General features: G+C 51.2%; 20 protein-coding genes. 10 read left to right on the top strand and 10 right to left on the bottom strand.

Going from position 1 to position 20630, the window contains the following annotated elements; all coding sequences use genetic code 11:
- Positions 1-89 precede the first annotated feature (89 nt).
- The 5 genes from JRG72_01840 to JRG72_01820 all read right to left on the bottom strand — a co-directional run bounded on the left by JRG72_01840 (position 90) and on the right by JRG72_01820 (position 6136).
- Positions 90-1325, bottom strand: a complete 1236-nt coding sequence (locus JRG72_01840) for a cation diffusion facilitator family transporter (GenBank protein ID MBW2133964.1) — start codon at positions 1323-1325, stop codon at positions 90-92.
- A gap of 128 nt (positions 1326-1453) precedes the next feature.
- On the bottom strand, positions 1454-1831 hold the full coding sequence (locus tag JRG72_01835) for a MerR family transcriptional regulator (GenBank protein MBW2133963.1): 378 nt from the start codon (positions 1829-1831) through the stop codon (positions 1454-1456).
- Between the two features lie 22 nt (positions 1832-1853).
- Positions 1854-4256, bottom strand: a complete 2403-nt coding sequence (locus JRG72_01830) for a phenylalanine--tRNA ligase subunit beta (protein ID MBW2133962.1) — start codon at positions 4254-4256, stop codon at positions 1854-1856.
- Between the two features lie 151 nt (positions 4257-4407).
- Positions 4408-5379, bottom strand: coding sequence for a universal stress protein (locus JRG72_01825; GenBank protein ID MBW2133961.1), 972 nt, complete (start codon positions 5377-5379; stop codon positions 4408-4410).
- Positions 5380-5692: 313 nt separating this feature from the next.
- Entirely contained in the window at positions 5693-6136 is a 444-nt protein-coding gene (locus JRG72_01820) for a MucR family transcriptional regulator (protein MBW2133960.1), read from the bottom strand.
- Positions 6137-6978: 842 nt separating this feature from the next.
- Here JRG72_01820 and cbiM point away from each other — a divergent pair.
- From cbiM to JRG72_01795, 5 genes are all read left to right on the top strand, one after another.
- Positions 6979-7584, top strand: a complete 606-nt coding sequence (cbiM, locus tag JRG72_01815) for a cobalt transporter CbiM (GenBank protein ID MBW2133959.1) — start codon at positions 6979-6981, stop codon at positions 7582-7584.
- Positions 7577-8236 carry a hypothetical protein gene (locus JRG72_01810; protein MBW2133958.1) on the top strand — a complete coding sequence of 220 codons (660 nt, stop codon included), beginning with the start codon at positions 7577-7579 and terminating at the stop codon, positions 8234-8236. The genes cbiM and JRG72_01810 overlap by 8 nt, the downstream gene beginning before the upstream one ends.
- Positions 8233-8997, top strand: a complete 765-nt coding sequence (cbiQ, locus tag JRG72_01805; protein ID MBW2133957.1) for a cobalt ECF transporter T component CbiQ — start codon at positions 8233-8235, stop codon at positions 8995-8997. The genes JRG72_01810 and cbiQ overlap by 4 nt, the downstream gene beginning before the upstream one ends.
- Before the next feature lie 2 nt (positions 8998-8999).
- The gene (locus JRG72_01800) at positions 9000-9758 is read left to right on the top strand and encodes an ABC transporter ATP-binding protein (protein ID MBW2133956.1); all 759 of its coding nucleotides are present in this window, start codon (positions 9000-9002) and stop codon (positions 9756-9758) included.
- Between the two features lie 73 nt (positions 9759-9831).
- Entirely contained in the window at positions 9832-10611 is a 780-nt protein-coding gene (locus tag JRG72_01795; GenBank protein ID MBW2133955.1) for a DUF4198 domain-containing protein, read from the top strand.
- A gap of 90 nt (positions 10612-10701) precedes the next feature.
- Here the strand turns inward: JRG72_01795 and gpmA are convergent, their stop codons facing one another.
- Entirely contained in the window at positions 10702-11451 is a 750-nt protein-coding gene (gene gpmA, locus JRG72_01790; protein ID MBW2133954.1) for a 2,3-diphosphoglycerate-dependent phosphoglycerate mutase, read from the bottom strand.
- A gap of 360 nt (positions 11452-11811) precedes the next feature.
- Between gpmA and JRG72_01785 the strand changes: the two genes are divergently transcribed.
- Positions 11812-12540 carry a (Fe-S)-binding protein gene (locus JRG72_01785; protein ID MBW2133953.1) on the top strand — a complete coding sequence of 243 codons (729 nt, stop codon included), beginning with the start codon at positions 11812-11814 and terminating at the stop codon, positions 12538-12540.
- A gap of 224 nt (positions 12541-12764) precedes the next feature.
- Here the strand turns inward: JRG72_01785 and JRG72_01780 are convergent, their stop codons facing one another.
- The gene (locus tag JRG72_01780) at positions 12765-13037 is read right to left on the bottom strand and encodes a MerR family transcriptional regulator (protein ID MBW2133952.1); all 273 of its coding nucleotides are present in this window, start codon (positions 13035-13037) and stop codon (positions 12765-12767) included.
- A 698-nt stretch (positions 13038-13735) separates the two neighbouring features.
- Positions 13736-13927, bottom strand: coding sequence for an SUMF1/EgtB/PvdO family nonheme iron enzyme (locus JRG72_01775; GenBank protein ID MBW2133951.1), 192 nt, complete (start codon positions 13925-13927; stop codon positions 13736-13738).
- A gap of 515 nt (positions 13928-14442) precedes the next feature.
- Between JRG72_01775 and fusA the strand changes: the two genes are divergently transcribed.
- Genes fusA through JRG72_01760 form a run of 3 tightly spaced genes read left to right on the top strand, consistent with a single transcriptional unit; the run spans position 14443 to position 17489 of the window.
- Entirely contained in the window at positions 14443-16521 is a 2079-nt protein-coding gene (fusA, locus tag JRG72_01770; protein ID MBW2133950.1) for an elongation factor G, read from the top strand.
- Positions 16522-16555: 34 nt separating this feature from the next.
- On the top strand, positions 16556-17026 hold the full coding sequence (locus tag JRG72_01765) for an MOSC domain-containing protein (protein MBW2133949.1): 471 nt from the start codon (positions 16556-16558) through the stop codon (positions 17024-17026).
- Positions 16998-17489, top strand: coding sequence for a MogA/MoaB family molybdenum cofactor biosynthesis protein (locus JRG72_01760; protein MBW2133948.1), 492 nt, complete (start codon positions 16998-17000; stop codon positions 17487-17489). Before JRG72_01765 ends, JRG72_01760 begins: the two co-directional genes overlap by 29 nt.
- A 3-nt stretch (positions 17490-17492) precedes the next feature.
- Here the strand turns inward: JRG72_01760 and JRG72_01755 are convergent, their stop codons facing one another.
- Positions 17493-17921: a tetratricopeptide repeat protein gene (locus tag JRG72_01755; GenBank protein MBW2133947.1), complete on the bottom strand. Its 429-nt coding sequence runs from the start codon at positions 17919-17921 to the stop codon at positions 17493-17495.
- A gap of 378 nt (positions 17922-18299) precedes the next feature.
- Between JRG72_01755 and JRG72_01750 the strand changes: the two genes are divergently transcribed.
- Positions 18300-18803, top strand: a complete 504-nt coding sequence (locus tag JRG72_01750; GenBank protein MBW2133946.1) for a tetratricopeptide repeat protein — start codon at positions 18300-18302, stop codon at positions 18801-18803.
- 758 nt (positions 18804-19561) lie between these two features.
- Here the strand turns inward: JRG72_01750 and JRG72_01745 are convergent.
- Positions 19562-19876 (bottom strand): hypothetical protein, encoded by a 315-nt coding sequence (locus tag JRG72_01745; GenBank protein MBW2133945.1) that lies wholly within the window; start codon positions 19874-19876, stop codon positions 19562-19564.
- Between the last annotated feature and the right edge of the window lie 754 nt (positions 19877-20630).

Raw genomic sequence — 20630 nt, 5'->3', positions numbered from 1 at the left:
GGAGGGAAAGCCATCCCTTTTCAGCAAATGAGATATTTTTTTATTAAGCATCATTTTCCTATTGGTCAAGGTGGTCTATCCGGAATCTGCTAAGGGGTGGAAGAACCGGAGGGCGATGCTTCGATTACTTCGGCCTCCGTGGCCTGGCCATTTAAATTGGCCTTGATCTCTTCAACGGACCGGAGATGGGTCTGAATCATTTCCACATTAGCCCCCGAAAAGACATAAAACGGCCCCCTACCACTGAAACTTTTGGCGCTGATAACCTCATCCACCCCCAGGCTGAGCAACCATTCCGCCACTTTGATGCCCTTACCGGTAGGCACCTCGATAAAGGGGTTGGCCAGCAGCCGCTCCCGCAGGAGTCGGCGGTCCTGAGTCCGTCGGGTCAACAACAGAAAAAAAGGGGCCTCCCCGAAATGCTCGGAAAGATGATGATAATCTTCGGTAAGCGGCAGGGCCTGGACGATGGTCTCTTTTCTGATCGGCTCATAATGGATGATCACGTGGTCAACATTGGAAACTCTGGCCTTGATGCGGGCCTCGATCTGTTTGGCCAAGGCATGGGCTTTTTCTAAGTCCTTAACTTTCAATGATAAATCCACTTCAATGAATTTAAACCGGCCTGAATTCCTGCCGGTTAGGGAAATAATCTGTCCCACCTGAGGAGTCTCCATAATCAATTCGCGAATCGTATTCAGGGTGCCGAAATCTAAGGACGCGTCCAGTAACACCCGGATGGCGTCAATAGCGATCTTAAGCCCGGCCCAAACTATCAATCCAGCAATGATCAGGGCGGCCCATTTGTCTAAGGGATATTTTATCTGAAAATAGCCGCCGATTAATCCGATCAGAATAATTAGGGAGGAAAACAGGTCGGTAGTAATATGTTGGGCATCGGCCACCAGACTGGGGGAGCCCAACTCTTGGCCTTTTTTGAGTTCAAACCGGGAAAAGCCCCATAGAATGGCAATCACCAACCCTACCCCGCCTATGGCATAGGGTAGGCGATGAGGCTGGAGCTTTTCGGCTTCACCAAAGGCAGTCTGAACGATCTCATAGCCGGCCCAAAATATCAGCCCGGCGGTCAACAGGGCCACCAGATTTTCCACTTTGTACAGGCCATAGGGAAAATGCTTGCTTTTGCGGCGGGAAATCTTGATCCCGGCCCAGATTGAGGCCGAAGAAATCACATCCGCCGAGGAGTGAATGGCATCGGCCACCAGAGCCAGGCTGCCGGAAAACACCGCCAAGGCATACTTAAGACCAACCAGGAAAATATTTACTCCAGTGGAATAAACCGCCACTCGCTCACTGGCATCCATGCGCCACTCCTTATGAATCTGAAGGTTAACCGTTCGAGCCCTGCCGTTACTTTAACATAAATTCTGGAGGAATGGCATGGACAGAGGAGAAGACCTCGGTTTGGCCTTTCTACCACAGGCACCGGCGGCTAACGGAGAATCTCTTGAATAGCCTTGAGTTCAGCGCAAACCAGGCGTAAAAGTTCGGTCAGTTGGACTTCAGGGAAATCCGGTTTTAAATCTCGATAATGGCAGGCTGATGAGGCGCAGTTGGTCTGAGGAGGGCCTTGGCTCAGATATTGTTTAACCCCTGATAAGGTGTATTTCTCGTCGTGCAGCAGGCGCTTGATTTCCAGAATCAGATCAACATCCGATTGCCGATACCAGCGCTGCTTAGACAGTCGCCGGTTGGGTCGGAGAATGCCAAACACTGATTCCCAATAACGCAACACATGGGGTTCCACTCCGGTCAACTGGCTCACTTCGCCGATGCGATAGAGTTTTTTGTTACGGCGGTGTGGGGCCACCTCCATCTCCTCGTAACTCAATCTAGACGCGCAATCTGGCCTTTAGCTCCTGCTGAAGGTTCTGGATCAAAGCCTCGTGTTGCTGATTTACTTCGATGTCAGTGAGCGTGCGCTCCGGATCCAGATAACAGAGATGAAAGGCCAGACTGCGTTCACCCTCCGGGATGGGCGGGCCGCTATAGACATCAAAAAGGTTCGCCTCCACCACCCAGGGCTGCCCATAACGATAGATGGCAGACAATACTTGAGCTGTAGCAATAGAGTTGTCCACCACCAAGGCCAGATCGCGATAGACGGCCGGATAGCGGGGTAAGGGGGTGAAGGTGGCAAATTCCCGAGCCACTTCGGTTAAACGGTCGAATTGCAAATTAAAAATCCAGGCCGGGGCCTTCAGGTCAAACTGTCTCCCCACCTCGGGGTGGAGTTCGCCTAAAAACCCCAGTTCCAGATCAGCAGAAAAAACCCGCGCCCCCTCCTGAAGAAATGGCAGGCCGGGAACAGGCTGAAAGCTGACCTCAGGCACCAGCAGCCCGGAGAGCAAAGTTTCCACTGCGCCCTTCAAGTCGAAAAAGTCAAGTTCTTCCTCCGGGACGTTCCATCCCGGGGGCTGACGAACGCCGCTCATCAGCCCGGCTAGCATCGGCTTTTCTTCCGGCAACTGCTCTAGGGAGCGTGGAATAAAGACTTTGGAAAGTTCAAAGATCTTTAAGTCATAAATGGAATGAGCGGCGTTTTTCCGCATGGTCTCCAATAATCCCGGGATCAGATCGAGCCGCATAACTGCCTGCTCTTCGCTCAACGGGTTGGCCAGTTGCACAAACTGCGAGGGGTCAGAGCTCCCGGCCACCAGGAAGCTGGATAATCTTTCGGCCTGAAAGGCATAAGTGATAACCTCAAAAAAACCCATCCCCAACAGGATGGCCTTGGCCGCGCTCCTCATTACGGCCGCCTTCGGTGGACGATGGGCGGCCATAGCCACCTGCGGCAGGGACACCGGGATATGTTCGAAACCATGCAGTCGAGCTACCTCCTCAATAAGATCAACCTCCCGGGTAAGGTCCCCCCGATAGGGTGGCACCTGAACTTCCAGGGTATCGGCATCGAGTCTTTGGGGGGGCATATTTAACCGCCGCAGGAGTTCCGCTAGACGCTGCAGGGATAGATCGGTACCCAGGATAGCATTGGTCCGAGCCGCCCGCAGTTGAAGCTGTGGTCTAATTACCGGCTGAGGATAAACATCAATTCTCCCCTGGCATACCTGACCTTCCCCTAGGGCCGCCATTAGCTGGGTGGCCCGCTCCAAGGCGTTGATGACGCCTTCAGGGTCGACCCCTCGTTCAAAGCGGTAAGAAGCCTCGGTGGACAGCCCCAGACGTTTGGAGGTGCGGCGAATGGAGCGAGGGTTGAAATAAGCGCTTTCAATCAATACCTGACAGGTGGCCGGGGTTACCTCAGAGGCCAGGCCGCCCATCACCCCAGCCACTGCCACCGGGGCGCGGGCATCGCAGATCAACAGGGTTTCGGGGTGCAGATAGCGCGCTTGACCATCTAAAGTGGTAAAGCTCTTTTCCTGGGGCTGGGGCAAACGCACGACGATCCGCCCGCCCTCCAAGCGGTCAAAATCAAAGGCATGCAGCGGTTGGCCATATTCCAGCAGCACATAGTTGGTTACATCTACCAGATTGTTAATAGCCCGCAGACCGCAGGCCTGCAGCCGTTGCCGCATCCAGAAAGGCGAAGGTTTAACCACCAAATTTCGGATGAGGCGGGCGGCATAGCGGGGACAGTGGTCAGGAGCCTCGATGCTCACCCCCGCCCAGTCCTCGATGTTATCCAAGCCTTCCGGGACGCTGATATGGGGCAATTGCAGCGGCTGATCCAACAGGGCGGAGATTTCTCGGGCCAATCCCAAAATACTCAGGCAATCCGGGCGGTTAGGGGTAATGGCCACCTCTAATACCACATCCCGCAACGCCAAGGCTTCGCCCAGATCAGCCCCGACCTCCAGGTCTTGGGGGATTTCCATCAGTCCCAGATGATCTTCGGAGAGTCCGAGTTCATCCTCAGCCAATAACATGCCTTCCGAGACAACGCCTCGCAGTTTGGCGGCCTTGATATTTTGTCCGCCAGCGATCACGGCCCCGACTGGGGCAAAAGGGTAGAGCCGCCCGGACTGTAGATTAGGAGCACCGCAAACTACCTGATAGACATGGCAGCCATCGTCCACCCCGGCCACTTGCAGCCGATCAGCCCGGGGATGGGGCTCTACGGTTTTGACCCGGCCCACCACCACGCCGGAGAAAGCCGGCTGAAGGGTCTCAATAACCTCGACTTCCAGCCCCACCAGGGTTAGTCGGTCAGCCAGTTCGGCCGGAGATATGGTAAGATCAAGATAGTCTTTAAGCCAATTGATACTGAGTCGCATGGTGGTATAATTTCCTGGGAATACTTGTGGTTGTTAATCAACCTCCGGACAGACCTGGCTTTCCCGGTGCGGACGCCCAGGTATTTGCTCCGGACCTAGGGTAAAAGATTAACTCAAAAAACCAAATTTGGGAAGTCATCTAGACCAAATATCAGCGACAGACCAAGGCTACAGTGGGGCGGGAGACACGGTGCAAGACGCTGCTAGCCACACTGCCGATCAGCAGTGATTCCAGGGCGGAGCGGCCTTTTTTACCCATCATAATCATCGCATATTGACCAACTTCAGCTTCCTGAGCAATAACCTGGGGTGGATTGCCAGTAAGCAGTTTTTCTTCCCAGAGGCCATTTAATCCGCTCTGACGGAGAATTTTCCGGCCTTCCTCCAGAAATTCCTGCTCCTGTTTATCCAGGAGATCGGTAAGCTGGGCAGGAGTGGTTTCTCCAGAAATTCTTTGTCCTAAAACAGCCAAATCCACCACATGTAAAAGCGTCAAGTGCGGCTTATAGTTCTGGAAAGCCTGAGTCAGGGCTACCGCCTGGCGAACTGCCTCCAGACTGGGTTCCGAACCGTCAATGGGGACCAATAGTGGGGCAATCGGACAATTGGGGTCTGGACCCAGTTGTTGCCCCATTACATAGACGGTCATGCCCTGCGCGTAGGATAAAACCTTTTGGGTAGCACTGCCCAGAAGCAATTCTTTTATCGGGGAAAGCCCCCGCCGTCCCATAATGATGGTGGAAAATGCCTCTTCCGTCGCCAGGCGGATGATTTCGTCGCCGACCTTTCCCTCCCCCACCCGCTGGGTTATCGGTCTAGTCACCCCCAAATCCCGGAGAATCTGTTCGGCTTCGGCCAACAGCGGGTAGATCTCTTCATCCAGGTAATGCTTCTTAATGCGCTGCCATTCTTTCACCTGATCCATATGGGTAACGCGCAGATCAACATTCTGAATGTGTCGGCTCAGGTAACTACCCCCAATCACCCGCAGTAAAGTCAGATTTTCCACTGCTTCCCCACCGGCCCTAACCAAAGTGGCGGCCAACTCCAGGGCTAAGCGGGCTGCTGGACTACCGTCGAAAGGAATCAATATGCGGGTTAGAGGATAAGTGAGAATGGTCATTGTATTAGTCTTTCTCTAAAAATTTTAGTTTGAAATGGGCAAATATAGCAACCCAAATGCTGTCTAAAATAAGGCTTAGTCCTACGGTTGGCAAGGGCAAGAGCTGTCATCCCCTCCAAACATTGCACCATAGGCAATCAAAATCTGGCATATGGATATTAATGGCCTGGAGAAAAGAGATTAAACGATTTCCTTATAGAGACATTCTTACCCGCCTCTTGGTAACGATCAAGAGAATATGCCCGTTCTTAAGAACTAAAGGTCCAAACGACAATCCTGGGGTGGATGGTTCATCGGCAGCAAGCACGCGCGTTCAGGTTTTTTTGCGTCGGCGAAGTTCGCCCAGTCCCATTTTTTTAGCCAGGCTTTTGCGTTGTTCGGAATAATTTCGGGATACCAATGGGTATCTTTTCGGATCAAGCCCATAAGCCTTATAGTAATCTGCCGGGCTCAGCTGATGCGCTCGCCGTAAATGGGCCTTGAGGGTCCGAAAATTCTTGCCACAGACCAAACAAGTAATATGATCGTCCTTTACTGATTCTTCTATGGGGACGGCGGGTTCGAGAGGAGGAGCTTCCTTGGTTTCGGGAGCTTCTTCTGGGGCTGCGGCCTCGATCTGACCAGCCTCCAAGCCGGCAATGGTTTGATAGACCGCCTTGATTTCTTCCACTAACTCGGCGGAGGTTAGTTCGCTAATAGAGGCATGGGAAGACACCAATTGAACGGTTAATTTAACCAATTCTGAAGCCATAATCATCTTTCCTTTCCTTTAACCCATTCTGCCTTCTGGTAATTAAGGCCTAATGTTGCACAGCCAACTAAGCCAGACCAGGAAATTTTAGTTTTACCAGCGTAACCCCTTTGACCAGTTATTGTTATCCATATATAGAACTACTTATTTGCTGTCAAGCTAATTTTTTAAAAAAGCTAACAGCATTGTTAATTTAACTAGTATATTACCTTACCTCAAGTATTTCAAGGGACTGCGCTTCCTGTCATAAGTGATACCCAGTTGCCCGAAAGATGGAGTTGGGAAGGTTTTTAAGAGGTCGGCCTGACTATCGGCGGGCTACGATTTAAAGGAATAGGACTATAAACTAGTATCTTAACACTATAAAAGATCAAGGAAAGGAATAATAATTACTGAATTTTATAGATGATAAAAAAGCCGGAAGCAATAACTCGGGCGATAAATCCGGGTCGCCCCCGGCTAATTAATCATCACTTAAGGTGAGGAGGTCAGAGGCGGTTAAATATGGTAATTACAAGATTTATACTGGATGGGAGGGGTGGTCCAGACTAGCGAGGGTTAAGGCACGGGGGCATTTGATTCAGACATTTTTAGTAACCAAGCAGCGGCTTCTATTCGGAAAAAAACCTTGACAGTGGCCAGACAATAATTTATAAATTATTTTACCGTCGGGCAGAAGCCGCGGTATAAAAGAACAGGATAATTCTTTTAGCCAAGCCACGAAGGCCTGATTGGACCTGCTGGTCCCGAAAAAAGGCGCGTGGCTTTTTTTATCAGACTGTCGGCGCCAGGCGGCAGATCCGGGAATGTTCTCCGGGCCGAGGCCTTGGTTTAATTTTGGAGCTCTAATGCATATTTCGGAAGGGGTCCTGAGCCCCCCGGTATTGCTGGCGGGGGCCGGATTGGCAGTGTTGGGGACGGCCACCGGCCTCAAAAAAATGGATTATGAGAGCATTCCCCGGGTGGCCATCCTGTCTTCGGCCTTCTTTGTGGCTTCGCTGATCCATGTTCCCGTGGGGCCTTCCAGCGTCCATCTGGTGCTAAATGGCCTTTTAGGTCTGTTGCTTGGTTGGGCAGCGATACCGGCGATATTAGTTGCCCTCTTTTTGCAGGCCCTGCTGTTCCAGTTCGGGGGCCTAACGGTTCTGGGAGTTAACACCGTGATCATGGCCTTGCCGGCACTGATGAGCTATTATCTCTGTCGCCCTTTGGTGCGTCGGAAAGGGGTTGTAGCCCTTGTCGGGGCTTTTACGGCTGGGGCTTCGGCGGTATTGTTAGGCGCGCTGTTGGTGGGCGTGGCCCTGGTGACTACCGGCCAGGCATTCCTAAAGGCAGCTCAGTTGGTAGTCCTGGCCCATATTCCGATCATGATTATCGAAGGCCTGGTCACGGTCTTTATATTTGTCTTTTTACAAAAAGTAAAGCCGGAGGTCCTTAAGGGAATCTATGCATAAAGATCTAGTACTCAGGGGTTCCCCGATAATAATGTCCCGGGTGCTGGCCGGACTGACATTTCTTTTTTTTCTGTTCAACGCCACCCCTGGTTGGAGCCATCGGGTCCTCATCTATGCCTGGCCGGAAGGCAATACCATTCATACGGAAAGCAAGTTTGTGCCTGGCGGGGCCGTGCGTAACGGAGAGGTGAAGGTATTGGACAATAAAACCGATCAGCTTCTGGTAACCGGTAAAACCGATGCTCAGGGAAAATTTTCCTTCGCGATCCCGCCTCAGGCTTTGGCTCAAAAAATGGATTTGCGGATCGTGCTCGAGGCTGCCATGGGACATAAGGCCGAATGGCTGCTGAAAGCGCAAAACTACCTGCCCGGGACCGGGGATTCCAAGCCATCAGCGGCTCCCGCGGGGCCCTCGACCGATTCCCAAGTTGCGGCGCCTTCTGGGTCCTCCCCGGCACCCCTGGACCGGCAAACCCTGGAACAGATAGTGGATCAGGCCCTGGATCGGAAACTGGCCCCGATCATGGAGATGCTTGCCCAATCCCAGACTCATAAACCCTCTTTACCCGAGATTATTGGCGGCATCGGCTATATCTTGGGGATTTGGGGCGTCGCCGCCTACTTTAAAAGCAAAAGGAATAAAGTCAGTTGACTACCATCAAAGAAGATTTCTCTGAGGGAACTTCGGTAATCCACCGGTTGGATCCCCGGGTCAAGCTGGTAGTCGCCGGGCTTTTTTCTGCGGTAGTGGCTATGGCGCGCAGCCCGGTTGCGGTGTGGCTGTCACTTTTGCTGGCAGTCCTCTGGCTGGGCCTGGCCCATTTAAATCTGAAAAAAGTCGGGACCCGGTTGTTAATGGTAAACGGGTTCATCTTTTTCCTCTGGCTCATTTTACCCTTTACTTTTCCTGGCCAACCTGCCTTTATGGTAGGGCCTTTGACCGCCAGCCGTCAGGGATTAGAGCTGGCCGGCCTGCTTACCTTAAAATCGAATACCATTCTCCTGGCCCTGATTTCCTTGGTGACCACCATCTCTATCCCCACCCTGGGCCAGGCTCTGCATCACCTGCGCCTGCCCCATAAGCTCTGTTATCTGATGTTATTTACCTACCGCTACCTTTATGTGTTTGAGCAGGAATATCACCGTCTCCGGCAGGCCATCAAAGTCCGCGGCTTTCGGCCCCGCACCAATCTGCATACCTATCGGACCTATGCCTATCTGGTGGCCATGTTGCTGGTGCGCAGTCATGACCGGGCGGAACGGGTCTTCCAAGCCATGCGCTGTCGGGGTTTCAAAGGTAAATTTTACAGTCTTCACCAGTTTTCCTGGCACCGGCGTGATCTGGTTTTTCTGGTGAGCATGCTGCCCTGTATCATGACTTTGCTGTGGTTAGATTATTGTTTTCCGAGGTAGTCATGCGCCTGCCGCTGATCGAACTGCAAAATATCTCTTTTGCCTACCCCGGGCACCGGGAAGTCCTCCAGAATTGCAACTTTCAGCTCTTCCCGGGAGAACGGTTGGGCCTGGTCGGCGCCAATGGCAGCGGTAAGACCACTCTGCTGCATATTATCATGGGTCTGTTGCCTCCCCAGGAGGGCAAGGTGCTGATCTTCGGCCAGGAAGTTCGGCAGGAAAAGGACTTTGCTCGGGTCCGAAAAAATATTGGTCTGGTTTTTCAAAACGCCGACGACCAATTATTCTGTCCCACGGTCCTGGAAGACGTTGCCTTCGGCCCTCTGAATCAGGGTAAATCCCCCCAGGAAGCGATCCAAATCGCCTTGGCGACCTTGGACCAGCTGCACTTAAGCGGGTTTGAAAATCGAGTTACTTATAAGCTTTCCGGAGGAGAAAAGAAGTTGGTTTCGCTGGCCACGGTATTGGCCATGCGGCCCCAGGTGCTGTTGCTCGACGAACCCTCGAATGGCCTGGATGAAAGGACCAAAAATTGGATCGTTCATGTCCTGAGCGAGTTGGAGATGTCTTACGTGATAGTCTCGCACGACTCAGATTTTCTCCAGCGGACCACTGAGAAGCTTTATACTATGGCTCAGGGCCGGATATTGGCGGAGGGCGAAAGCCTCCCGACCGAAACCGGTCCGCCGGAAGAATTCCAACAGGGGCATACCCATGGGGGAGAAAAATCTATTGGTGGTAAAAGGCTCGCCAAGATCTAGTTTCAAGGCGAGCAGCTCGGCTTTTACTATTTTTTGGAAAATCCCTTTTTAGGACTTTATCGGGAGGTTAAAAATGCTTAAGCTTAGTAGTGTGCTCTTGGTCGTGGGTTTAGTTCTGGGGTGGACAATAATTTGCCAGGCCCATTTCGGCGTGGTGTTGCCGTCGCCAGCCTTGGTGGTCCAGGGAGACGGCCAAACCGTGAAAGTGCAACTCGGCTTTTGCCATCCCTTTGAACAAGAAGGCATGAATCTGGCCCGTCCGCAGGTTTTTGGAGTCATGATTGAGGGCAAAAAGACGGATTTGCTGAAGAGCCTGAAAGAGACCAAGATTTTTGATCACCAGGCCTGGAAAGCGTCCTACGCCCTCAAGAAGCCTGGAGTTTACACCTTTTATATGGAGCCCCAGCCGTACTGGGAACCGGCCGAGGACAAATATATCATCCACTACACCAAGGCCTATGTCGCCGCCTTTGGGGAAGAAGAGGGCTGGGACCAGGAAGTGGGCCTGAAAACCGAGATTCTCCCGCTGACCCGGCCTTTTGGCCTTTATGCCGGCAATGTCTTTCGGGGCCTAGTGAAGCTCAATGGCCAGCCTAGGCCCAATACAGAAGTGGAAATCACTTATTGGAATGCTGGCGGCCAAGCCGTGGCCCCCAATGAGTATTTCCCTATCCAGGTAGTTAAAACAGATCAAAATGGAGTTTTTTCCTTTGCCGCGCCTCATCCCGGATGGTGGGGTTTTGCCGCTTTGAGCACTGAAAAGCAAGCCATTAAGAATAAAAAGGGCCAGAAGAAAGATGCTGAACTAGGGGCCGTGCTTTGGGTCCAGTTCTCCGCGTGGCAAACCAAATAGGCCAGTGGATCTTACCCAGGGTATTAACCTGGGTCTGACCATTAATGGGGACTCCTGGCCCATTGGTAAAACCCGGCAACAAAAATTTTATCAGCTCTTTTTCCTGAGCTGGTCCGCCACCGATTGGATGGCGGCCTTAATTTTTTCCGGATCCCCCAGGTAATAATGGCGGATAGGCGTCAGGTCGTCATTGAGTTCATAGACCAACGGGATGCCGGTGGGGATGTTCAGCCCCACAATCTCCTGGTCTGAGACCTGGTCAAGATATTTCACTAGGGCCCGGAGGCTGTTGCCATGGGCGGCGATGATCACCCGTTGGCCGCTCTGGACGGCTGGGGCGATAATTTCGTGCCAGTAAGGGAGAAACCTGGCTACTACATCTTTCAGGCACTCAGTCAGGGGCAGCTCCTGGGGCGGGACGTTGGCATAGCGCGGGTCTTTACCAGGATAATAAGGATCCTCGGGAGTGAGAGGCGGCGGGGGGATGTCATAGCTGCGCCGCCAGATTTTCACCTGCTCCAGACCGTGCTGTTCGACAGTCTCGGTCTTGTTCAATCCTTGCAAGGCCCCGTAATGTCGTTCATTCAAACGCCAGCTATGGTGTATCGGAATCCACATCAGGTCCATCTCCTCCAGGGCCAGCCAGAGGGTCTTGATGGCCCGTTTGAGGACAGAGGTATAAGCAACATCGAAGACAAAACCTTCCTTAGCCAGAACCTGGCCAGACTCGACCGCCTCGGCCATACCCTTTTCGGAGAGCCCGACGTCGATCCAGCCGGTAAACCGATTTTCCTTATTCCAGAGACTTTCGCCATGGCGGAGCAGGACGAGCTTCTTCATGAGAATATTCCGTTTCTGATCGTTAAAAGTTTATAAATTTTGGGGGGCGAGGCCACCTGACGCAATCAACTTTATTATTACTCCGAGCATTTAACAGGTTAATTTGAGGGGAGGGCCGGGTGACCGCCGGCCTCCCGCCCTCCCCGCAAGCTCCCCTCCCCACTCCCCTTAAGGGGTTGGGGATAGCCGTTTTTTTCTAACTTCAAGTCATTTAGTTTATGACCTGAGTAATAATTGACATAAATCTACCAATATCGTCAAGGTTTAAAGTCCGCTGGAAAAGATGTCCGACCTAATCAATTATAGAAAATTATTATTTTTTTTGATAGATTAGACAAAATTCTTTAAAGGTCCTCGTCTTTGGCCGTTCAGCTCTTCATCCCCTGTTATATTGATCAGGGCGCTCCAGCCGTTGTCCAGGCCCTTACCCACTCCCTGGATGCCTTAGGAGTCGGCTGGGAGTATCCCATGGACCAAACTTGCTGCGGCCAGTTTGCTTTTAATGCCGGGGAATGGCCGGCGGCGCGCAAATTAATGCGCCATTTTCTCCGGGTCTTTGGAGCAGCAGAAACGATTCTCTGTCCCAGCGCTTCTTGTGTGCTGACCGTGCGGCAGCATTATCAGCAACTGGTCACGGGCTATCATGAGTCGGAACGCCTGGCCCAGGTGCAATATCACTTATGGGAATGGAGCGAATGGCTGATCCAGCAGTTGCCCTTACCTTGGTCCCTAAATTTTTCCGGAACTCTGCTGTTCCACCACTCCTGCGCGGCTCGCCAATTAGGTGTGACAGATTACCTGTCTACCCTGCTTAGCCAGGTAAGCGGTCTGACTCTGCGGGAAGTGTCCCCCTATTACTCCTGCTGTGGTTTTGGCGGTCTTTTTTCGGTAAAATGCCCTGAACTTTCTATAGCTATCGGAGAAACCTATTTACAGGCAGTGTTGGACACGGGAGTGGATGGTTTGGTATCCCATGATCTGAGCTGTCTGATGCATTTGGAAGGAATTATTCGGGCGCGCCGGTTTCCTCTAAAATTATATCACCTGGCCGAAATCCTGGCACCGGGAAACCGATCGGAACAGAGATGAGTTCTGCCGATCTTTCCGGGGCGTCACCCCGGTTTGGTTAGAAACCGAAACGACCTCTTGACCTATCTATTCGTTTCAGGCGTATAAGGCCGTTTCGGTCGATTGAGTCTGTTAGTTGGGATCATAAGATTGGTCACCTTTTTTCATTTGCCCTTAAGATCCCAAAGATGTCAGAAGCATGGTGGCATGCCTCTGCTTTTTCGGCCTGGCTGATTCTCGATTTATCAATTACCCTTAGTCTCGTCTGAGAATTGATCAAGCCGCAGCCGGACTCCCAAAGTGGTCAGGTGTTCTTCATCGATCAATCTTTTGATCGTATTTACCTTTTCCACATCCGACAGGCTATACTCCCGCCGATTGGATTCGGTCCGTTTAGGTTTTAAGAATTCCTCAAAGGTCTTTTCCCAATACCGCAGGGTAGATTTCCTAACCCCGGTTAATTTAGAAACCTGATCTATGTTCAGCTTAATTTTGGAATCAAAATCTATTGTTGGCATAACTTTTTCCTCCTTTGGGCTCGGCCTCTGATGATCTCAACCCCCAATTACTGCACGGCCAGAGATGGTGTGAATTAGGATTGACCACCTTGACCACCACCGAATTAACCGGGAGCTCTGATGATAGCCCTGGAACGGAGCAGGACAACCGGCCATAAGTCAAACTTAGGTTCCCAGGCCGCATTCATGCCCATAAGATGGCGGTTAATTAGCAATGACATGATCTTCACCTCCTTGTTGGACTTATTAACCTCCATGTCGGATTCATGATACCTTTGTTCTTATTATCGAACATTTTATTTAAGAACTTTAAACATTTTATAAAAAACGGGCAAAATTTCCGAAAAATTATACTTTATGTAAAGATAATTATACAACAAAAATTTAATTTTTTATCAAAAACGATTTATAACAATTTAATTATTTAAATATTTTAAAATACTTAAACATAATGGCAGCAAAGATCCGGTCTGAGGTGCTTCCCGAAGGTGATCCTGTTATGATAAAAGTTCTCAGTAGCTCTGGACTTGCCCCTTTTCCTGAGGCTTAGCCAAGGAATCCGTTGCAGAAAAGGCTGGACCTAAACTGTCTCACCGGACTGGACAGAGACAAGGAAGGTGGGGGGTGGTAGGGTTCTATCCCACAGGTTGCGGTTGCAGCGGGCTGAAACCGATCGGATTACTACCCTCTGGTTGAGGTCAGGCTATTTTCACCTGACAGAATCCTACTATGTGGGGTCGATTCCGGGAGATCGGCGGGACGTGAAAGCGGGCCGCGGCCCGGCAGGAGTAATCCCACTCGGCTTCGGTGGGCAAACGGTGAGTTGCTTCCGCTAAGGCCTGAAATTTCTTAATAAACTCCTGGCAGACCTGCCAGCTCACGCCTATCACCGGTAAATCCGCGCCAGGGAGTTAACCACCCTTCAATAACCGGCGGCGGAGATAATTCCTTGGCGGCTGCAGTTGTCTTAGCCGCGGCGATTTCCCCGGAGACGTAGCTTGAACTGAGCCGGGGTCTCCTGGAGATCCGATGGCGGTTTGGGTTTGGTTGCGAGTATAACTGAAATGGAATTTTCACGGACAGCCCGGTATTAATCGAGGTTGAAAAATTAAAAACCTTGTTGTCAGGGTCAGATCATCGGGAGGTAGTAGTGCATTTACCGTGTTCCATTAGATATAGACAAATTATAGCAGATTCTCTCTGGCCCGCCAGTATGCGATTAGGCAAGTTCCAAAAAATTAAGCCCTTAGGAGATAAACTACCTTGGCCGGCAGGCGAGATTTCCCTTACTAATGGATATTGAAAGATCATTATTAATCTGATAGATATTAAGATCTATTTATAAACTAGCAAGAATTCACCCGTCAGCTTTTGGGGAGGAATAAAACCGGGAAGGGAGATTTGCATGGCTGGCAAACTGGATAATTTCCGTGACTTAGCCCTGATTGGCCACAGTGGCTCGGGTAAGACTTCATTGGCCGAGGCCCTGTTGTTTATGGCTGGGGCCACCACCCGGCTGGGAAAAGTAGATGATGGCAGTTCCATCCTGGACTATGAGCCCGAAGAGATTAAACGTCAAATTTCCATTTCTTCGGCCAGTCACCATTACGAGTACAAGAAACATTCGGTTTACCTGATCGATACCCCTGGAGACGATAACTTTCTATCTGATACTCAGGCGGCGCTACAAGTCGTTGACGGGGCCTTGGTGATTGTCGATGCCGTTGATGGTGTCAAGGTAGGTACGGAAAAAGTCTGGAATTTTGCCAACCAGCACCATTTACCCCGATTAATCTTTATCAACAAGATGGACCGGGAATTGGCCGATTATCGCCGGGTGCTGGCAGATATCAAGGACATTTTGCAGGCCCAGCCCGTGCCGATTCAGCTCCCCATCGGTCAAGAAGCCGATTTTAGAGGGGTGGTGGATCTGATCGGACTCAAAGCCTATACCTTTAAGAGCGATGGCAGCGGGAAGCTGGACGAAGGGGAGATTCCGCCCGAGATGGCCGACGAAGTCGAGAGCCAGCGCCTGGACTTGCTCAACTTCGCTGCCGAAAGCGATGACGCCCTGATCGAAAAATTCCTGGAAGAAGAGCAGCTCAGCCCTGAAGAAATCTTTCAGGGCCTGAGGGCCGGAACTCTAACGGGTAATATTGTGCCGGTGCTTTTTGGCGCGGCGTTGAAGAATCAGGGCACCCGCCTGTTAATGGATGCGGTGAATTTATTTCTGCCCTCTCCGTCCGACCGCGGGGCAATAACCGGGCAGAACCCCAAAACCAAAGCCGAAATCAACCTAGCACCAGATGCCGACGGCCCCCTGGCTGCCTATGTTTTTAAGACCATAGCCGATCCTTATGCCGGCCGCTTATCAATTTTTCGGATCTACTCCGGCACCATGAAACCTGATTCGACGGTGTGGAATGCCAATAAAGAGGTTAGCGAACGTCTGGGCCAGCTTTTTCAATTGGAAGGCAAAGGTCAGAAGCCGGTGGAGAGCGCAGGGCCAGGATGCATTGCTGCCGTCGCCAAACTCAAAGAAACAGTTACCGGCGATACGCTTTGTGAAGAGAGCCAGCCGATTATCCTTCCGGCTTTTCAACTGCCCAAACCCGTGATCACCTTTGCGGTGGAACCTAAGAGCCGGGGCGATGAGGAAAAAGTTTTCTCCTCCATTGCCCGTCTGTTAGAGGAGGATCCCTCCCTGAAAGTCACTCGAAATCCAGAGACCAAAGAGATCCTGTTGTCAGGCATGGGTCAGGTCCATATCGAAGCTACGGTTGAAAAAATGAAACGCAAATTCGGGGTGGAGGTCAACCTCAAAACTCCCAAGGTGCCTTATCGAGAGACCATCAAAGGGACTACCAAGGTTCAGGGCAAATACAAACGACAATCCGGCGGCCGGGGACAATACGGAGATACCTGGTTGGAACTGCAACCCCTGCCTCGGGGCGGCGGATTTGAATTCGTGGATAAAATCGTCGGCGGGGTCATCCCCAAACAGTATATTCCAGCCGTAGAAAAAGGCATTGTTGAGGCCATGGCGGAGGGGGTGCTGGCCGGCTACCCGGTAGTTGATCTTAAGGTTACCCTCTATGATGGGTCCTTCCACGAAGTTGACTCCTCGGACATGGCTTTCAAGATCGCCGGCTCAATGGGTTTTAAAAAAGGAGTGGAAGCCGCCCATCCCATACTACTGGAACCGATCATGAAGATGACCATCACCGTCCCGGAGGAATACCTGGGTGATATTCTGGGGGATCTCAATGCTCGCCGAGGTCGGGTGCTGGGCATGGATAGCGAGGGCAACCTGCAGATCATCACTGCCCAGGTGCCGATGGCTGAGGTCCAGTTTTATGCCCTTGATCTTACTTCCAAAACTGGCGGACGGGGAACCTTTGAAATGGAATTTTCCCACTATGAAGAGATGCCCCAACCCCTGGCTGAAAAGGTGATCGCTGCGGCCAAAGCCGAAGCATCATAAAATTAAATCTACACTTATCAATGCCGTCAAACTGATGGATGAGCCATACCCCCGGATTGTGGCCGTTTCCCGCAGCCGCAGCAGAGGAGTTCAGAAAGAAAACCTTCCCCAGGCCCACCTGATCGCCGGCTATGGCTTGGAAGGGGATGCCCATGCCGGTGACTGGCCTCGACAGATCAGTCTTTTGGGTCAGGAGAGTATCGCTCGGCTCCGACAGCAAGGTCTGGATGTCGGCCCCGGGGATTTTGCCGAAAATCTTACCACCGCGGGGCTGGAGCTCACCTCCCTGCCGCTCGGTACCCGGCTGCGTATCGGCTCCCAGGTCGAACTGGAGGTTACCCAGATCGGCAAGGAAGACCACCCGGATTCTCCCATCCGAAAAATGGTAGGAGCATCCCTGATCCCCGATGAGGGGATCTTTGCCCGGGTAATAGTCGGGGGTGAAGTGCATCCCGGCGACTCTATCGAGGTAGTAGATGTTTCGGGTCGGAATCCTGACCGTTAGCGACAAAGGGGCCCAAGGGGTACGGCAGGACCTAAGCGCTGCGGAAATAAGACAACAGCTGCCGGCTACCCGTTATCGGGTAGAAGCCTATGCCCTAGTGCCCGATGAACTGGAGGCCATCGTCGTCCGGCTGGTAGAATGGAGCGATCAGCAGCATTTGGATCTGATCCTGACTACGGGCGGGACCGGGGTAAGCCCCCGGGATCTGACCCCGGAAGCGACCCAGGCGGTGGTTGACCGGTCGGTGCCGGGTTTGGCCGAGGCGATGCGGGCCGCCAGCCTGGACTTCACCCCCCATGCCATGCTCTCCCGGGCCCAAGCCGGGATACGCGGCCAGACCCTGATCATCAATCTGCCCGGCAGCCCCCGCGCGGTGCGGGAAAATCTGGCCGTGGTGTTGCCGGCCTTGCCGCATGCTTTGGAAAAGATTCAAGGCAGGGCCGCCGAATGCGGCAGTCCTTGAAATTTAGTACTTTTGCTTGCCGATTTTGATCTTGAGCAGATTGATATTGCCATGCACCAGAGGGGCGATGCTGCTTTCTCCGCCCGATAGCCTGGAGGGCTTTATGGCCATGCAGATGCCACCGATGTCGCAGATCTCATCAGGCTTTTGCAGATAGTCCCCGGCATGGGTTTCGGCCTGCAGCAGATAGGCCATGGCTTCCTTGAACTTTCCCTGCCGTTCCAGAATCACCGCCAGGTTGTTGAGGGCATAAGGGTTATCCGGGTCGCCTTTTAATACTTTTTCAAATTGATACTGGGCCACCTCAGTATTACCAGCTTTCAGTTCGTCGTACCCAAGGGACAGGGGGGTGACAATATCCTCCGTCAGCGGGCGGGGTTGGGCCATGGCCAGGGAGAAGATTGTCAAGACTAGGGCGGTCAGCCCCAGCATGGTCAATATCCGGATTCGTGGTTTACAGCTCATTAGCGTTAGCAATTTTTATCTCCTTTCAATCAGTTATCTGCGAAAACCGCTGTTACCTATTTTAACCATAAGAGTTTTTACTTATCAATGTCAATAAAACATTAAAATTGCAAGTAAGATTAAGCACTCGCACTCTAAAGCGGGTTGTTCCCTTAATACCTGTCTTGATTGTCGAAACAGGGGGGATAAGGGTAACTTGCCATGGGTAAGCAGCGAAAAAATGTAACCCGAGGTTATCACCCTTAGTTTGTTACTTGACATTATAAAAAATAACCTTTATTGTTTAACCGTGGGACGGGGCGGCTTTTTCCCAAGCTCTGAATAAGGAGGGAGAAAATGCGAAATATGCGTAAATGGGTGGGATTTTCAGTACTTGCAATTTTGGGAGCAATTTGCCTGTGTATGGCCCTGGCGGCACCCAGCATGGCGCAACCACGGCCGATGGCAGAGGATATTTTTACCCCCTTGATCAAAGGCTACGATTTCATGAAGGAAGGCAAATATGATGCTGCCCAGGAGCAATTCGAGAAGGTGATTAAAGCCGACGTCAACAATCCTTTTGCTAACAATAACTTGGCGGTAATCATGGAGCGTCAGGGCAAAATGCAGGAAGCCCTGTCATATCTGAAACAGGGGGCCACCCACGCTAAGGATTATTACGAGCAGCTTCAGCAGATCTGCTTCCCCGGCGGTCTTTGCTATGCGGTCCGGCCGGTGAAAAAGTTGGGCAAAGAGAGTGCCATCGCCCCGATCATTGCAGAAAACATTCAAAGACTGGAAGCCAAGATGGGTCCCAAGCCCAAAGACATCCCGGCCAAGATTCCTCCCATGGAAAAGAAGAGCAAATAATCCAAGGGAGAATATTGAGTTAAGCTAAACATTCGCTGGGCCTAAAACTATTAATCATCACCGCCCCGTAAAATTTTGAACCGAGCATCAGGCAACCAAACATTAATTCAAGATAAATAATTTTTTCTTGGCTAATGCGGGTAAGCTAAAGCTTATCCGCTTTAGCTTTTTAAACGACAATCAAATCTTTATACCAAACATTTATGCAGCTCTAGCCTATAGGTCAATGATATAAAAACCATTACCCAGTGTCATGTTCCGGAAATACCTTTATACAAAATATCTGCAACATAATACTTAGGATTAAGCAAAGCGCGATTTAGTCCATTAATTTCCAGCAGCCGTTGCAGGGAGAGTATGGAAATGCCGCTTTTCTGGCGCCCCCTCAGCCAGATCATCCCGAACCATTTTTAAGAGGGATCCTGGTCTGTGGAACACCGTTGATAGTAAATCAGCATTCTGCCAAGCCAGGACTTGCTCGTCAAACTAAATTTCCCCCTGGCACTACTTGGATTAAGGTTGCCTGGCTGCCAGTTTTTACTGGTGCCAGAGATCAGGATTTTATCGCGGTCCGTCTAACCGGCGGCCGACGCCCACCGAGGCGGGACTCTCTTGCCCAGGGGAAGGCGTGCTCCAGTACAACTTGGGTGCCAGAATAAGTTCAGGCGTGACCCAAGGCAACTGGAGCAGGAGGGTAAAAAAGGGCGACCATCTCTGATCGCCCTTTAAAACGTTTACGGAAGAACTGCGGCTGGATTTTATTCGTTGTATCCGCAACCGACAATCAGTCCGCTTTTGGTTTTCCGGGAATAGGTGCATTTGTTGGCGCCGCCCCATTCATACCTCACATAGGTGCCCTCCGGCGTTCCCTTGGCAACTTCCTCGTAGACCGGTCCAGCTTTTTCCTTCAGAGACTCTCCCACCAGGGTGGGGTGCACCAGCAGCTTGCCATCCGCTTCCATAATAAACACATAGGGATCTTTTTGGGCGGCATCGGCAAAATCTTCAGGTTTTTTCCCGGCATCCAGGGCCGCGACAATTTCATCTACCTGTTTTTTGACCACCTCTTTCATAAGACCTCCTTGTAATTGTTAAAACCGGTTAGAAAGTTTGGTTACCTTGCCTTACCTTAAGTCCGAGATTAGGCGGCCATTTGGGCCATTGGGGTTAAAAAAGTTGACACCTGCCACCGCGGGTTAGATTTTGAAAAAGTTCCTCCTCTTAAAAAATATTTTATATAAGTTAAAGAATATATCATAATTTTTCGCGGGTCAAAATGTTTTGGAGGGGTCACGGTTATTCATTAAACATATTGGCATTTCTGACCGATTGTGATATAGAATAACTAACCTAAGAAAGGGTTGGTGCATATTCAGGACTGAAGATGCCGTTCACCACCAACCAAGGAGGTGGTAAACTCCTGATTGGAAAGAGCGAGGATGAGGTTGCGCCTGAATCTGGTTTACCTGAGCGATGTTATCATTCCGCAGTAATCTGTCCCCGGTAGAAATAAAGGTTTTTTTAAAAACCATAGCTGACTACACGGATGATTTGCTCATCCTTTACTGTAATAAAAACTCGATCCCCTGCCCGAAATGCGGCCAGCCGCAGTTATGTCGCAGCGGCGCGGTCAGCTTATACAGCAGCAGTTTTGATAAGGTTACCCACGTTATTGTTGCCTGTTTGCATTGCGGGTATAAAAATATTTCAGTGGAATTAACCTGCGAAAGATTATAGGTTCCCCGCCCTCAGCTCCCTCTCTTTAGGGCTATGATAATATTACAGTTGTTGATAAATTTGCCGAACCTCTGTATAGTGGGACTATAT

Source organism: Deltaproteobacteria bacterium (genome assembly GCA_019309545.1).
Taxonomy (GTDB): domain Bacteria; phylum Desulfobacterota; class Desulfobaccia; order Desulfobaccales; family Desulfobaccaceae; genus Desulfobacca_B.
Note: the sequence above shows the minus strand (reverse complement) of the source record. Positions and strands in the feature narration are given on the sequence as shown.

Coding starts and splice junctions, on each gene's coding strand:
- JRG72_01765 (MBW2133949.1), top strand. CDS start 16,556: ATGGATGAGCCATACCCCCGGATTGTGGCCGTTTCCCGCAGCCGCAGC.
- JRG72_01840 (MBW2133964.1), bottom strand. CDS start 1,325: ATGGATGCCAGTGAGCGAGTGGCGGTTTATTCCACTGGAGTAAATATT.
- cbiM (MBW2133959.1), top strand. CDS start 6,979: ATGCATATTTCGGAAGGGGTCCTGAGCCCCCCGGTATTGCTGGCGGGG.
- JRG72_01810 (MBW2133958.1), top strand. CDS start 7,577: ATGCATAAAGATCTAGTACTCAGGGGTTCCCCGATAATAATGTCCCGG.
- JRG72_01800 (MBW2133956.1), top strand. CDS start 9,000: ATGCGCCTGCCGCTGATCGAACTGCAAAATATCTCTTTTGCCTACCCC.
- JRG72_01820 (MBW2133960.1), bottom strand. CDS start 6,136: ATGATTATGGCTTCAGAATTGGTTAAATTAACCGTTCAATTGGTGTCT.
- fusA (MBW2133950.1), top strand. CDS start 14,443: ATGGCTGGCAAACTGGATAATTTCCGTGACTTAGCCCTGATTGGCCAC.
- JRG72_01760 (MBW2133948.1), top strand. CDS start 16,998: ATGTTTCGGGTCGGAATCCTGACCGTTAGCGACAAAGGGGCCCAAGGG.
- JRG72_01780 (MBW2133952.1), bottom strand. CDS start 13,037: ATGCCAACAATAGATTTTGATTCCAAAATTAAGCTGAACATAGATCAG.
- JRG72_01750 (MBW2133946.1), top strand. CDS start 18,300: ATGCGTAAATGGGTGGGATTTTCAGTACTTGCAATTTTGGGAGCAATT.
- JRG72_01795 (MBW2133955.1), top strand. CDS start 9,832: ATGCTTAAGCTTAGTAGTGTGCTCTTGGTCGTGGGTTTAGTTCTGGGG.
- JRG72_01830 (MBW2133962.1), bottom strand. CDS start 4,256: ATGCGACTCAGTATCAATTGGCTTAAAGACTATCTTGATCTTACCATA.
- JRG72_01755 (MBW2133947.1), bottom strand. CDS start 17,921: ATGCTGGGGCTGACCGCCCTAGTCTTGACAATCTTCTCCCTGGCCATG.
- JRG72_01745 (MBW2133945.1), bottom strand. CDS start 19,876: ATGAAAGAGGTGGTCAAAAAACAGGTAGATGAAATTGTCGCGGCCCTG.
- gpmA (MBW2133954.1), bottom strand. CDS start 11,451: ATGAAGAAGCTCGTCCTGCTCCGCCATGGCGAAAGTCTCTGGAATAAG.
- JRG72_01825 (MBW2133961.1), bottom strand. CDS start 5,379: ATGACCATTCTCACTTATCCTCTAACCCGCATATTGATTCCTTTCGAC.